The organism is Mucilaginibacter antarcticus (genome assembly GCF_042686155.1).
Taxonomy (GTDB): Bacteria; Bacteroidota; Bacteroidia; order Sphingobacteriales; family Sphingobacteriaceae; genus Mucilaginibacter; species Mucilaginibacter antarcticus.
Genome location: NZ_JBHUON010000018.1, coordinates 49535 through 64602 on the forward strand (window position 1 = coordinate 49535; position 15068 = coordinate 64602).

General features: G+C 39.1%; 9 protein-coding genes. All 9 read left to right on the plus strand.

All coding sequences use genetic code 11. The features are described from left to right. The first annotated feature begins 44 nt into the window (after nucleotides 1-44). The 9 genes from ACFSYC_RS14340 (at nucleotide 45) to ACFSYC_RS14380 (ending at nucleotide 15051) form a co-directional block, all read left to right on the plus strand. Nucleotides 45-1661: a RagB/SusD family nutrient uptake outer membrane protein gene (locus ACFSYC_RS14340; RefSeq protein ID WP_377129018.1), complete on the plus strand. Its 1617-nt coding sequence runs from the start codon at nucleotides 45-47 to the stop codon at nucleotides 1659-1661. Between the two features lie 20 nt (nucleotides 1662-1681). Beyond that, the gene (locus ACFSYC_RS14345; RefSeq protein ID WP_377129021.1) at nucleotides 1682-2935 is read left to right on the plus strand and encodes a fasciclin domain-containing protein; all 1254 of its coding nucleotides are present in this window, start codon (nucleotides 1682-1684) and stop codon (nucleotides 2933-2935) included. A gap of 41 nt (nucleotides 2936-2976) precedes the next feature. After that, nucleotides 2977-4110, plus strand: coding sequence for a DUF5007 domain-containing protein (locus ACFSYC_RS14350; protein ID WP_377129023.1), 1134 nt, complete (start codon nucleotides 2977-2979; stop codon nucleotides 4108-4110). 29 nt (nucleotides 4111-4139) lie between these two features. Then, nucleotides 4140-7310, plus strand: a complete 3171-nt coding sequence (locus ACFSYC_RS14355; protein ID WP_377129026.1) for a SusC/RagA family TonB-linked outer membrane protein — start codon at nucleotides 4140-4142, stop codon at nucleotides 7308-7310. A 21-nt stretch (nucleotides 7311-7331) separates the two neighbouring features. Then, complete coding sequence (locus ACFSYC_RS14360) at nucleotides 7332-8972, plus strand: RagB/SusD family nutrient uptake outer membrane protein (RefSeq protein ID WP_377129028.1); 1641 nt, start codon at nucleotides 7332-7334, stop codon at nucleotides 8970-8972. 13 nt (nucleotides 8973-8985) lie between these two features. Continuing rightward, nucleotides 8986-9780, plus strand: coding sequence for a fasciclin domain-containing protein (locus tag ACFSYC_RS14365; RefSeq protein WP_377129030.1), 795 nt, complete (start codon nucleotides 8986-8988; stop codon nucleotides 9778-9780). A gap of 53 nt (nucleotides 9781-9833) precedes the next feature. Next, nucleotides 9834-11462, plus strand: coding sequence for a DUF5008 domain-containing protein (locus ACFSYC_RS14370; RefSeq protein WP_377129032.1), 1629 nt, complete (start codon nucleotides 9834-9836; stop codon nucleotides 11460-11462). Nucleotides 11463-11573: 111 nt separating this feature from the next. Then, nucleotides 11574-13487, plus strand: coding sequence for a hypothetical protein (locus tag ACFSYC_RS14375; RefSeq protein ID WP_377129034.1), 1914 nt, complete (start codon nucleotides 11574-11576; stop codon nucleotides 13485-13487). A gap of 70 nt (nucleotides 13488-13557) precedes the next feature. Continuing rightward, nucleotides 13558-15051, plus strand: a complete 1494-nt coding sequence (locus ACFSYC_RS14380) for a hypothetical protein (protein ID WP_377129036.1) — start codon at nucleotides 13558-13560, stop codon at nucleotides 15049-15051. The last annotated feature ends 17 nt before the right edge of the window (nucleotides 15052-15068 follow it).

Below are 15068 nucleotides of genomic sequence, written 5' to 3' on the forward strand. Positions count from 1 at the left end.
TGATAGCGTAGACAAAATATTGTATACCGTTTAAAATAGATGAAATGAAAAAAATAATTTTGCTAAGTCTGATCTTTTTTACCCTTATTGCTTCTAATAGCTGTAAAAAATCATTAGATGTTGCTTCATCACGCGTTGTAAATGAGGTTAATTATTGGAATACACTTGAAGATGCCCGTGCAGGTATCATGGGTGTATACGGGTTAACAAGAGCAGCACTTGCCGATAATAACGGCCATTGGATATACGGCGACGTTCGTATGGGTAATTTTGTAAGCCCTGTCCGTCAGGATTTAAAGGCTGTTGTTAATAATGACCTTAACGCATCTTACCCGGTTGTTAATCAACTTTCTAACTGGAGAAGATTTTATGCAGTTGTTAATGCTGCTAACACTTTTATTGAGCGTATTGGCGAGGTAAAAAAGAAAGACCCTCGCTACACATCCAATAATATGCAGGTTGATCTTGCTCAAATTAGATTTTTAAGGGCATTCGCGTATTTTTACATGGCAAGAATATGGGGCGATGTGCCATTGATTCTTACTACACATGACGGGACGTTTGAAAACAGACCCAGAACTAGTCAAGGTGCAGTATTATCTTATGCACAAGGTGAAATGGAAGCTGCCGCGCTTGAACTACCTTATGTATACAGTGCGAATGACTTGCAACAACCTGGACAATACTACAACCAAGGTTCGGGCAGATGGGGTGGCGCATTAATTGCAAAATTAGGCGCATATGCAATGGCAGCACAGGTTGCTGCATGGCAAGGTAAATATGCCGACGTTGTTAAATATACTCGTATAGTAATGACTGAGTTCCCTGCCAGAAACCCATCTCTTATCGGTAGCGGAGCATCTGCATACAACAATGGTTATGTAAGTGCACCGACCTTGACAGATCCTGCTGGTATATTTTATAAACAAGCAAACACTGCTAATCCTGCTCAGTTATTCGGCTTAAGTTTTGTTTGGGATAACCAAGATGCTGCCTTTACAGGTAATATTGAGTCGTTAACACTGGCTGCTCCTGTAGTTAACAAAAACGTACCAGATATCTACGTTCCCAAGGATTCAATTTTGTCTATTTTCAAAGAGCCCAATGACGCTCGGTTTGTGATAGATACCACAGGTATAACTTACGCGGACGCGCTTACCAAACAAGGTTATTTTACCAACTTCCAGGGCAGGTATCCTATTTTTGCTAAGATAAAATCTATCATGGGCGGCGAGAAAGATCCAACTTTCAGAATTTTCTCAAGTTCAATTTTATTAACCCGTTTTGAAGATGTTACCTTATTAAGGGCTGAAGCTTACGCCGTGTTAGGTGAAACTACACTAGCTATTAACGATTTAAATGCAGTTAGAAAATATAGATATAACGTTGACCAGGTAGGTATACGTAATAACGATCAAAATGATTACACCCCTTACAGTGCTGCAAAACACGGTCCTGTTATTGAAGCTATTTTTAAAGAGCGTCAAAAAGAATTTATGGGCGAGGGGCATCGTTGGTATGATAGGGTTAGATACGAAAAGATCAAACAAAACAATCCTCAATTTATGCAAATGATCAGCACGGGCGCTATTTATTGGCCTATAGCAAAAGAAATTATTGCTCAAAACCCGCTGATAACGCAAAATTCATTCTGGAAGTAATATAGAAAGCGAATAGAGACATGAAAAGATCAAACTTATTAGGAAGGTACATTGCAACAATGGCTGTTGTTGCTTTGGTATCTCAAACAAGCTGTAAAAAGGAGAAGGGGTTTTATGACCAAACTGTTACCACTCCTTCAGTTTCACTTAACACTTATCAGTATTTAAAAAGTAAAACTGGTGTTTACGATTCCCTTTTATTATTAGTAGATAAAATGGGTATTGCCAAAACTTTGACAGACAGTAACATTACATTGTTTGCGCCACAAAATAGCAGTTTTCAAATTGCTATAGCCAACTTAAATATTGTACGTAGGGCCGCTGGCCAACCGGCAATTTATTTATCGCAACTTGCAGCGGGCGATAAATTGGTTATTGGGTCTAAGCAAAAAGCTAAAGCTAAACAGGATAGTATTATGTTAGATACTATTGTATCTAGGTACATTATCCGTAAGCAATATTTAGCGGCTGATTTTGCAATCGGCGATGGTTTATTTATTAATGCCGTACGTGGTGGTTTCCCAATGCATGGTCAGCGTGTATATGCTGATGCTCAAGGTTATCAAAACGGTGGTTCGGAGATTATTGAATTTGCTAATACCAAAAGAAGTTTATTTGTTGACAGATGGCAAAAAACTACCACTACTTCTGTAAACATAAAAACCAAGAATGGCGTAGTTCACCTATTGAAACCAGATCACACTTTCGGATTTGAGGAATTTGTTTCAAGAATGACCTTCGTTCCGCCACCGCCGTCAGTATTTAATGTAAAAACTGATTTGTTTTACGTTAAGTTTCCTTCTGATTTAAATTACGTGGACGGTGGTGTTTCACCGGGTGAAACTTTGATCAGATTATTTGATGGTAGCGTTTTGACTAAGTTTATATCAAAAGCAAGTGTGCAGAAGTCACTGTATCCAACAATATACTGGAAACCTAGGGACATTAATGGCAATAATATTGAAAAGCTGTCGAACAGTTATACGATAACTACCGCTAATGACTCTAAAGGTAACAGAGGCCGTGATCCTAGAGCATTTGCGATAGACGGTACAAAAGATGATCCTGAAAGTGCTACTGCAGTTTGGGTACAATTGGACATTCGTCAAGACCAAGATTGGACAACCAATTACCAACTAAAGACATTTGATTTCCCAAATACTCAGTATTATAAAGGTTACAGATTGCGTATTTTGCAAACTGGTACCGGTTCAACTTTGGATGATTTGTTCCAAATATCAGAATGGACCATGAACTATAGGGAGCAATTATAATTAAGAAAATGTTTAAAGTAAACCATGTTATGCAAAACACAATGAAATATAAAGCTTTTATATTGTTAGCATCTGTAATTGCTTTTTCTGGTTGCAGGAAGATATTTAATCTTCCCGATGAGAAAAACTATCTGAGCCCTCAGGCAGATTATACAAGTAAAGAGTTCAGACCGATATTAGGCAGAACCACCGTTTTAAATGGTGGTAACATCTTTAACGCTGCCAACTCAAGTTTTCCGATAACCTTTCAGATCCTCAACCCACGAAAAGGGGATGGTAATCCAGCCAACTTTTTACTGACAGAACAACCAACATTGGTATGGACTGGTGAGTACAGCGGTACAGAAACAAGTTTGGCCCAAATAGAAGCTAAAAGAAAAATTGAAACTCACCGTTTATTAGAAACCCGCGGTAATGGTGATTTAGTTTTATGGTACACAGCGACGCCTGCGCTTATACAACCAGCAGATACTGTAGTCCTGCCACAAAACAATAACTATATTGATATAAAAGTTACTAACAGCGGGGGATCAAGAATTATAAAAAATTTGATAGTTACACCTGTAAGAGATCAACCTTACATACCTAATGATGATTATAACAAAACTACGGGTAAGCCTAATACACAGCTTCCTGCGGGTGGTCAGCCTGTACGTAACTTTGCTAATATTCAAAATATCAGAAATGCCGCAAACAATCAATTTATTGATGGCAGAAGCATTGATAAAGGTATTGTATACTTATACATTCGTAAGTTTGTAGATCCGGCTGGGAATGCGGCTGCTATTGGCCACAGATTAAGATTTAAGTTTTTAGATAAAGACTCTGCTGCTATTGATCCTTTCAGATTTAATGCAACTAAATGGATTGATCAGGTACATGGCTTTAATCCGGCGGGTACAGCTCCGGGATTTGACCAAACCCATACGTATGTAGAATATAACGTTGCTTATCCAATTCCTTTGGCCAGGATACCTACCAAATACACCGTTGGTGGTGTTGCTAACCGTAATGGTGGAGAAACAGCTCACGCTGAATTTAGTTTCACCCGTACAGGTTTTGGTAACGTAAGGGAAACAGGAAGAATTCTACTGGATTTTGCAATTTTCGAAAAGGGTGATTGGGAAATCGTATTCCACTTTAAAACCGCCAACCCTAAGTTTGATAACGATTAGAAACCCTAATGACTAAAAACTAATATACAATGAGAAAACAAATTATTTGGCCGTTAATGTTTTTCTGCTGCCTACTTATGTGCCAGAATTTGATGGCGCAAGTTAAAAAGGTAACTGTAAAAGGTACCATTTTAGACGCAGTAACAAAAGAACCATTAACAGGCGCCACTATTGGCACCCAGGCCGAAGGGGGTAAAACACAAGCGGATATTAACGGTAAGTATTCCGTTACCGTTAACGAAGGCTCTGTACTTACGTTTACCTTTGTAAGCTACGGCGCTCAAAGTCATAAACTACTACCTGGCGAAACTACCGTAAACATTAACATGGCTACGGATGCAAAGCAAGCCAACGAGGTTGTAATTCGTGGTTACGTTAAACGTAACCGTGATCAAACAACAGGCTCGTCATACATTATTACCGGTAAAGAAGTTCAAGACAACCCGGTTGGTAACGTTGAGCAATTGTTACAAGGTAAAGTAGCCGGTTTAAATATTCAGAACAATACGGGTGCTCCGGGTATGCGTGGTTCTGTAAACATTCGTGGTTTATCTACTATTGCTACAACGGGTTCAGGTGATAATACCTATTTACAGCCAACATCACCTTTATACGTAATTGACGGTGTGCCTTTAGATGCTGATAAAGCTTCTGAGTTTGGGTTTGATCAACAAGGTCCTGGCGTGAGTCCACTATCATTAATCCCTCAAGAGGATATTGCCAGTATGGAAATTTTGAAAGATGCAACAGCGACAGCGTTGTACGGTTCAAGAGGTGCCTACGGTGTAATTTTGATCCAAACCGTAAGGGGTAAATCAAAAGTACCTGTTATCAGATATTCAGCAATGTTTTACATGTCAGCTGTTCCTAAACTACGCGAAACACTTGGCGGCGCTGCAGAAAGATCTTTTAAAGTTGGACAGATTAACACTTACGGTATAAATAATGAGAAATATTTACTAAGCAACACACAATTTCTTTCAGATAGTTTGAATGCATTTTACAACAATTCAACTAACTGGCAAGGCATATTCTATTCTAACAAGTTCAATACTACCCACAACATTGCGTTAGACGGTGGTGATGCGAGATTTAACTATAAAGTTAACTTGAAATACTTCTCTCAATCTGGTTTGATTGAAAAAACAGGTTTTGAGAACTACAGCATGAACATGAACATGGAGTTTAAACCATCTTCAAAATTGAGTTTCTTTGGTCAAATCAGAACTTCAATGGCTAGAATCAGGTCGGGTAGTGGTAATCAGGTATTACAATCGGTGGTTAACTCAAACGGTAACAAATCTACATTACAGCCTGGCCCATCATTTCTTTTAGCAACAAGTGATGTACTTTCAAGTTTAAATATCAGAGAAAGCTCTGGCCCTAAAAACTTAAGTGCTAACTTAAACGCCAGCTATGAACTTGCACCGGGATTAAGCTTGCAAACAAGCGGTAACTATACTTATGACATTGAAACTCAAGATAAGTTTTTACCAGCCGCTGCAAACGGTCAATTTGCAAGAATTGATAACTTTTATGGTTTTACTTCTGAGTTATACAATCGTAACAACTTAACCTATACTAAGCCATTAGGCCAACACAATTTGTTTTTTAACGTATTTAACGAGGTTTACTTCAAGAAAAGACAACAAAGCTATACTCGTATCCAAGGTACTCCAAACGATCAGTTTGAAGGGCCAAGCGGATACGATGGTAACTTATCCAGGGGGGCCGGTGTATTGAACAACTTTTATAACATCAGAAACGCCTCTTATGCATTTGCATTTACTTATGACTTTAAAAAGAAATATGTAATTGACCTTACCTATCGTTTGGATGGATCTTCAGCAAATGGTCCGGTTGATCCGTATACTAAAAACCCATCAGTTGGTTTTAGATGGAACATTACTAAAGAGGACTGGATTGCTAACCACACTTCTAAATGGCTTGATCAGGCTTCATTAAGGATGAGTGTCGGTCAAAACATTTATCCGATAGGTAACTTAGAAGACATTTATGGTAAATACAATCCAAGTGGTTTTTACAACAATCAACCCCGGATAGGTATTGATTTTGGTAGAGTGCCTAACCCTAATTTGTTACCTAAAAAGGTTCTTCAATACAACTTAGGTTTTGATGCTTCATTATTTAACAGCCATTTAGATATTACTTTTGATACCTACTACAAAGCTGTAACTAACGATTTGGTTTCTATTAATTTGCCAAACACACTTGCCTTTGGAAGTTTCCAGAGTAACGACGGCGCTATTTCTAACTACGGTTATGAGTTAGCCTTGACTATCCGCCCGCTTAAGCAAAGTGCGAAACTTAAATGGACAATAAACGTTAACGGTGCATTGAACTATGACGTGTTAACTAAATTACCTGCCATTTTTAACGGACAATACATTGATATTTCTAACTCAAATGGACTTGACATAACCGGTCAATTCTTAGCAAAACGTGTGGGCCGTAACTCCTTATCTAACTACCTATTTACTAACCAAGGTGTTTATGCTTCTACAGCGCAAGTACCGGTTGACCCCGTTAGAGGTATAAGAATGAGAAACCTTGTTAGTAACAACACACTTTATTCTTATCAAGGTGGCGACGCCCGAATTCAGGATTTGAATGGTGACTATGTAATTGACGTTAGAGATAGAACCGTGACTGGCAACACTCAGCCACTTATCACTGGTGGTTTTAGTAACACTTTAGGCTACGGACAATTTTCACTAAATGTATACTGTTCTTACACTGCAGTACGCTCTGTATTAAATAATTCATTGGCACAACGTTTAGTAGCATTAAGCAACCCTTTTGGTACAAACGCCGTACCTACACCGGGCAACCTTCGTATATGGAGAGGTGCTGGTGATGCAGGGGCAACATATGCTAATGTTTACAACTATGCACATGAGACATATTTGAACAATTTTAGAGGTGAGCAAACGTTATGGCAAGAAGATGGTAGCTATTTCAAAATCAATCAGGCAACGTTGTCTTACAACTTACCTAAAGATCTTGTAAAGCGCTTAGGTCTTAATGCGATCAGAACCACGTTTACGGCAAGCAATTTGGCAGTATTTACGCCATACTCTGGCCCTAACGTTGAAAACGTTAATAATTTAGGTAAAGATATCGATGGTGCGTATCCAAACCCTCGTACTTATACACTAGGTCTTAATGTCAATTTTTAATAAAAATTATAGAGAGAAGATATGAAAAAGATTATTTTTTGCTTAGTGCTTTTGGTGATCGCATCACAATACAGCTGTAAGAAATTTCTGGATATCACGCCTATCGATAAGGTAACCGGAAATAACTATTACAAATCTGTGCAAGATGTTGAGTCCAATATCACAGATATGTATGGAAGGCTTTATGTTAAATATACACAAACTAATACAGCAGGCGCAACCGGCGAGTTTCGCTCAGGTGAAGTAGTTCCTTCTTCAAACGGTGTAAACAGCCGTGTTATCAGAGGTGACATTGCTTTATTAGGCGGGCACCGTAACAGAATTCCAAATTCACAAACTACTCCTGGTTTGCAAACTATCCAGGTAAATGGCACCCGTAGTGACAGGTTGCTTCTGGCTGCATTATTTGACAGGGATGATCAAGGTAATACTAACCCCACCCAATTTGGAAACCTTACCAGATGGAATGAGTATTATCAGGTGATACAAAGTGCCAACATCTTAATTGAAAAGCTACAAGACGGCATTCCCGCTCTTAATCAGGATCAAACTAAGGCTTACATTGCTGAGGCGAAATTTGTACGTAACTACTGCTACTTTACTATGGTAAGGCTGTACGGTGATGTGGTTTATTATACTTCAGCTTTCCAAAAAGATCCGCTTCCGAGGGAGAATATGGTATCAGTATTAAAGAAGTGTATCGCTGATCTTAAAACGGCGAAAAACGATCTGCCGTTGATGATATCAGACCCCACTAATCGCTCTGTTAGAGCAAGTAAAGCTGCTATTATAGCCTTATTGATGAACATGAACATGTGGAATGCTGGTTTTGACGCCGCAGGCAAAACTGGTTACTATCAGGAAACTGAAGCACTAGGTGCAGAATTGATGACTCAGGCCGACATTTTCAAGTCACCAAGATTATACACCCTGAGCGAGTGGGCTCTTGTGACAAAAGGTCGTTCTGAGGAAGGTCTATTTGAGTTATTTAACAGCGCTAACTACGGATCTGCTATTCCATTTAATTTAGCTCCAATTGGCGAGGCATTTACGCATTTTCCATATAAATTGCCAGAGTATGATAACCGTAGTAGCCCGGCTGTTTTTACAGCGGAGTACATGAAAAAATTGTATCCTGAACTTAACGATTTGAGACTTAGTATTTGGTTTGAAGACGCCTTTAACCAAAATGCCGAGACCTTCCAATTGAAGAAGTTTGCTAACAACAGCCCTATCGACGGTAGTGCAGGTGCGGTTAACGGATTACCGGATAACACTTTCTTAATTTTCCGTTATGCCGACGTTATTTTACTTCGGGCAGAAGCTTTAGCTGAGCTGAACATTAATGACAGAGCAACTGATATGTTGAACAAGATTAGAAGAAGGGCTGTAACGGCTGATTTTCCAAATCCTAACGGCGAGCCCTATTCTCTTAAAGACGCTATATTTTATGAGCGCGCTAAGGAATTAATGGGAGAGGGTACTCACTATTTTGATTTAGTTAGGACTAAAAGAATTACAAGCAGAAACTATACTGAAAACCCACTTACTTCAGACAAATTTGCCAGAGGTGGTTGGACATGGCCAATTGACGGTTCAGCTTTAAGTAACAATCCACTTATGACTTTAAACGCATATTGGATAGGCTCTGGTTTAGAATAATATAATTAAGCAAATGAGAAACTTTACAAAAAAATATATTACTCTTATAGTTTGTTCTGTAGTACTAACTATAACGGTGTCGTCTTGTTCAAAAGACAAATATTACAAAGATGGCGGTCTTGCCAACCCGCAATTTAATGGTACTGTGTTGCAATATTTGCAATCTAATCCGGTTAAATTTGATTCTGTAGTTCAGGTAATTAAGTTAGCTGGAATGGAAGAAGTATTCTCTAAAGAGAGTATAACTTTCTTTGCTCCAACAGACGAAGTCATCAGACGCACTATCGGCATTGTAAATGGTAAGATCCCCCTTTTGCAATATCGTCTTAACCAGAACTTATATGATCTTAACAGGGATACAATTAAGACATTGTCTGATATTAAACCAGCAATTTGGAAAAAGTTCCTTATGCGATATATTATTAAAGGAAAATATCTGTTAAAAGATTTCCCGCAGCTGGACTTTGATTTGAGGCCATTATATCCTGGTGGTTACTATTACGGGTATAACGGCGATCTTTTAAACGTGGGTGTTGTTTTTAACTCTGCAAACGCGATTAGATATGCAGGTTATCGTCAATTGTGTATAGCTCCGTTAATAGATCCATCAGACCCTACACGAACTTATTTTTCATCAGCACCGGTTGCAACGTCTGACGTTCAGCCAACTAATGGAGTGGTGCATGTTTTGGTTGAATACACTCCTTTAAAGGACAACAAATTGGGTGACATCCGTCTTGATGCATCAATGATGGAGATATTTGGCATGGGGTATGATTTCTATACTGATGTTATTTTAAATAGATAAAATCACACGGAAAATTATACTTATAAGAATTTTTTGACATTAATACAATGATTATGAAACTTAAATATACTGGTTTATTATTAGTGGTAGCTGGCATGCTGTTGGGAAGCTGTAAGAAGAATACTACTGTGTTTAATGATCCTTATGCGGGCGGTAAACCCGCGCTCGGTATCTCGGTTAATCCCCAACAGATACCTTTACCGGCAGAGGGTGAAGCTGGTACTGAGGTAACTATTGCTGCAACAGGATTGTCAGATTATTACGCAAAAAAGCAACTGAAGTTTTTATTCAACGGCCAGGAAGCTCAAATTGTAAACGTAACGGCTACTAACATTATTGTTAAAGTACCAGGAAACGCAAGTAGCGGTGTAACGTCATTCGTCGTTGATGGTCAGCTCGTCTTCGGTCCTGTGTTTACAGTCCTTGGAAAGGTTGCTATTGATCCTACATTTGTTGCAGTTTCAGGTGCAGATGGTGCTGTTTTAAGAGCATTCCCTGTACCATTGACTCAAAACCTGATTTTATTAGGAGCTTTTACAAACTACGATGGAAAAGGTAGCGTCTCTCGACAAAACAGGATAGTAAGAATTTTTCCGGACGGAACTTGGGACAGGTCGTTGTTAGCTGGTGGAGGTGCTAACAGTACATTATGGGATATGGCCCAAGTTGGACCATATTACTATGTAGTTGGCGATTTGACAGGCTATGCACAGCAAGGTAGCGGCATAAGCAGAATCACTCGTTTAAACGTAGCTGGGCAAGTGGATACCGCGCAAGTACTTACTTACACAAAAAAGACAAAATTTATACCCGCGTTTAATGGTGGTACAACCGGTACTATCCGTGACATTTATCCTGTCGGAACTAACAAAATGATCATCAGTGGTAACTTTAATTATTATGTTTCGCGTCAGTATGATCGATATACTTTTGATTATAAAGACAGTACAGTTACCGATAGTGTGGATGTTCGTCAACTTGCGCGCTTAAATGAAGACGGAAGTTTAGACAGAACTTGGAGGTTCCTGCCAACAGAACTTGGTTACAGAGGCCAACTTGGTAAAAGCAAGCCGGGTGCTAACGGGCCAATCCGTACTATTAAGCATACTGGCGGCGTATCAGGGAAGATTCTCGTTTACGGAACGTTTACAAGTTTTGACGGTACACCTGCTGGTGGCATTATTCGGTTAAATGCGGAAGACGGATCTATTGATCCTTCGTTTAATGTAGGTGCAGGTTTTGACCAGGGTGTGGCGTTCGTTTCATTCGATGAGGTTAATAAGAAATACCTTGCTGCAGGCGTGTTTAACACCGTGGGAGGTAAGGCTTCTCAATATTTAGTTAGATTGAATTTAGATGGTTCTGTCGACGCTACATTTACGCCTAAAGTATTTATTGGGGGTATACCTACTTATGCTAAGGCACTTACGGACGGTTTGATCGTAGTGGGTGGTAACTTCAGAACTTATAATAATGTTATCAGAAATGGCTTTGCTATTCTAAACCCTGACGGTACATTAGCCGACGGCTACAATACGGTTGGTAACTTAACCGGTGAAATTATTGATACGTATGAAACTAAAACAGCTGACAATAAACGTGCGTTGTTAATAATGGGAAGCTTCTTCAACTTTAATAACAAAATACGACGTAACCTAATTAGAGTTAAACTTGAAATTTAATATTATTGTTAATAATATAATAATATTATTAAATTAGCGTTAAGAGTGCCTGATACAGATGCTCTTAACGCATAACCAAAACATAAACGAACTTAATTAAAGATATAACAAATGAGAAATTTTAAAACCAAATTGCTTGGTCTGTCACTTTTAGTTGTGGCGTTATCAGCATGTAATCGCGGTTTTGATAAAGTTGTTCCGGCTTCGCCAAATGAACCGTCAGGTGCATCGGTATTTAAAAAGCCCAAAGTACTTTACATTATCGCTGATGGTGCGCGTGGTACACAAGTTAGAGATGCAAATATCCCTACGCTAAAGTCGCTACTAACGCATTCTATTTATACTTGGAATTCATTGGGAGATGCTAATAGTTCAACCAATGCTACTAACTGGGCTAGTATGATTACCGGTGTTTCTAAAGAAAAACACAACGTTTTAACAGAAGATTTTGTCGGAAACAATTTGGCTACTTACAAGACAATATTTGAAAGAATCAAGTCTATCAATCCAGACTTGCGAATTGCTTCATTTTCGTCATCTCTACTATTTAAAAATAACCTTACTGCCGGTACTAACGTTTCAGAAAATTTAACCAATGACGAAACCGTTAAAAGCCGTATGGTTGATTTCTTAAAAACAGATGCTGCCGATTTGGTGGTTGGCGAGTTTTCGGCAATTCAAGCAGCTGGTGTAGCTGGCACATTTGACAATAGTGACGCAGGTTACAAAAATGCTATTAATACATTTGATACCCAAGTTGGCGCTATTCTAGATGCAGTTAAGTCAAGAACTACTTATAATTCAGAGAGCTGGTTAATTATCATTAGCTCAAACAAAGGCGGCCCTGCCACTTTAAACCCTTTAGAGGATGACAAAACTGTATTTAGTAACACAAATGCTAACACATTTTCTATTATTTACAATGCATCGTATAACCCAACATTTATTGGTAAGCCTTTTGTAGGCAACTCTTATGTAGGTAACGCGGTAAGGTTTAGAGGCTGGCCTCATAAAGGTGTGGCTGAAGTAAAAGGTGTGGATCCGCAGTTTAACGTTAATTACTCAAGTGCTTTTAATTTTGGTGATACATCTAGCTTCACCATCTCTGTAAAAATTAAAAAACATAAAAATCCATATAATACATCAAGAGGAGACTACTATTACCAATGGCCAGCCTTCCTTGGTAAACAAGGTAAAAGCCCTACTGATAATAATCCGGGCACAGGATGGGGCGGTGGTGCATCTCGTGGATGGAATTTTTGCTTATTCCAAAACAGATGGCGCTTCATGATTATTGGAAACAAGGATGGTTCCGGTGGTCTTAATGAAGAAATTGCCGGACTTGAATTCAGTGGAGATACCTGGCATGACTTAACTGCAGTCGTGGAAAGGACCCCTAATGGAGCTAAACAGGTAAGAGTATATACTGATGGTGTAATGGCTATTACTAATAGAAATAACGCATCATTAGCTAACCCATCATATGTTCCGTTTGTACTTGGTGCAAACCCTAATTTTGATAATAACTCATTTTTACGTTTAGGTTGGACAACTGGAGAGCAAGACCCGGGCAATAGTGAGGTTATTAACACATACGGTGCAATCGATGTGGAATTAAAGGAATTTAAGATTTTCAAAGCTGCTTTACCAGACGCCGTTGTAAAACAGTATGCTTGTGATCAAAGTATTGACAGAAGCCATCCTTTCTACAATTTTTTAGTAGGTTACTGGCCTATTAACGAAGGTAGCGGTACTGTACTTAAAGATAGAGTTGGTTTAGCCGACATGACCTTGTCTCAGCAGCAGTCTAATACACCTGCTTCAGGATCGAGTGGCCCTACTGCTCCTTTATTCAGTGGTTATCAATGGACAGCATTTACTGATTTGATCTGTTCGCCACCTGCTAGTAACCTGGGGCTACTGGTACCTAAAAACACAGATCTTCCCGCTCAGGTTTTGAGCTGGTTTAATATTGCACGTCAATCCTCATGGGGCTTAGACGGTAAAGTTTGGATAGCAAAATAATAGCACTAAAGCCGGGAACTGTATTTACAGTTCCCGGCTAATTTAAAATACTAGTTAAATTTTAAACAAAATGAAAAAAATATTTACTAACGTGCAATTAGGTCTTTTAGGCTTAATTGCTACCTTAGCCGTATCTTGTAAAAACGAGAAACTGACCGACGTAGTGAACCCTATTAACGCTTCCAATGCTAAAGTTAGCGTGTCTGTCGACTCAAAAATAGATATTGTTAAAGGCGGTAACTTTACGCTTAATGGTGCAGAGCTTAGCGTGCCGTTAACAATTACATTTTCAAACCCGACTTCAGCGGCTTTTACCGTCGACCTATCAACTAATGTTGATACCGTGGCTAAACTTATAACTGCCGGTACTTTGCCTGCGGGTACTGTCGCGTTCCCTGTGGGCGCCGCGGCTGTGCTTCCGCAAATTAATATTCCTTCTGGTGTAAAAACGTTTACTACAAACATTATAGTAAGCAGATCTACTATGGAAGTGCTTTATGGCAAAACCTTAGCAGCAGTTATAAAACTTGGCGTAATTGGTAAAGGTAATACTGTTGCTACCGGCAAAAGTACAACTATACTAACCGTTAAAACCGGCGAGCTGTTAGATGCTGCTTCGGTACACGAACTATATTTCGGTACTCCGACGTCTACAACCAACATTATAAATGCGGTTGCCAGCCCGTCAAACTACACATTGAGTTCACAAAATATAACTTTTAATGTTCCTGTTACTTTACAAGGTGATCCGGGTGCTGAATTAACTGTTGACGCTGTGTTTTCTCAAGATAGCGTTACAAAGTACATTAACTCTGGGTTACTTGCTACATCACAAACATACGACGCAAGTAAGATTTCGTTTAGCCCCAGCGTGAAAATAATAGCGGGTAGCAGCACTGCGGTATTTACGTTTTCTACAAATATCAAAACATTACTGGCTGTTCAGCCAGCTGCCGGCGCTGCTACAATAAAATATCCTACGGTTGCATTTACTTTAAAAAATCCAACCAAATATAAAACTACCGAAAAAGCCAGCAAGACGGTTTATGTGGTTATGGATCCTAACTTCTTCAGGCCTTACTACGGTACTCCGTTTGTAATTAAAGGCGCTATAGGTGTTGAGTCAGCGCCAATTTACGCAGCTTATTATGATTTGGGTGGCGAGGGTATAGGTTATCATGAAAACGATGTCAATAAAGACGGCGACGGCAACTGGCGTCTTCCTGATTTAGTTGATGTACCTGGTGAATACTCTCCAAGAAGCTCTGTAGGATGGATTGGGACTGGCGAATATTTGACGTGGAGCGTTAACGTGGAAGCTGATGGTGTTTATGATATGAATTTATTATTAGGATCAAATAATACTAATGGTAGAGTTACCGCATTTCTAGACAATGTTTTGTTAACACCAACTCAAATAGCAGTTACTAATACAGGTGCCTATGGTAACCAGTTGCCTCACCGTACAGACGTAACTTTAACAAAAGGATACCATATCTTTAAATTATTCATGAATAATGGTAATCATGATTACCGTGGTGCTATTTTTACCAGAAAAAGTTAGATTTTAAAAGTATTTAA

Bases quoted from the DNA above. Each gene is read 5' to 3' on its own strand.
- ACFSYC_RS14345 (WP_377129021.1), top strand. From the start codon at position 1,682: ATGAAAAGATCAAACTTATTAGGAAGGTACATTGCAACAATGGCTGTT.
- ACFSYC_RS14365 (WP_377129030.1), top strand. From the start codon at position 8,986: ATGAGAAACTTTACAAAAAAATATATTACTCTTATAGTTTGTTCTGTA.
- ACFSYC_RS14375 (WP_377129034.1), top strand. From the start codon at position 11,574: ATGAGAAATTTTAAAACCAAATTGCTTGGTCTGTCACTTTTAGTTGTG.
- ACFSYC_RS14340 (WP_377129018.1), top strand. From the start codon at position 45: ATGAAAAAAATAATTTTGCTAAGTCTGATCTTTTTTACCCTTATTGCT.
- ACFSYC_RS14350 (WP_377129023.1), top strand. From the start codon at position 2,977: ATGAAATATAAAGCTTTTATATTGTTAGCATCTGTAATTGCTTTTTCT.
- ACFSYC_RS14360 (WP_377129028.1), top strand. From the start codon at position 7,332: ATGAAAAAGATTATTTTTTGCTTAGTGCTTTTGGTGATCGCATCACAA.
- ACFSYC_RS14380 (WP_377129036.1), top strand. From the start codon at position 13,558: ATGAAAAAAATATTTACTAACGTGCAATTAGGTCTTTTAGGCTTAATT.
- ACFSYC_RS14370 (WP_377129032.1), top strand. From the start codon at position 9,834: ATGAAACTTAAATATACTGGTTTATTATTAGTGGTAGCTGGCATGCTG.
- ACFSYC_RS14355 (WP_377129026.1), top strand. From the start codon at position 4,140: ATGAGAAAACAAATTATTTGGCCGTTAATGTTTTTCTGCTGCCTACTT.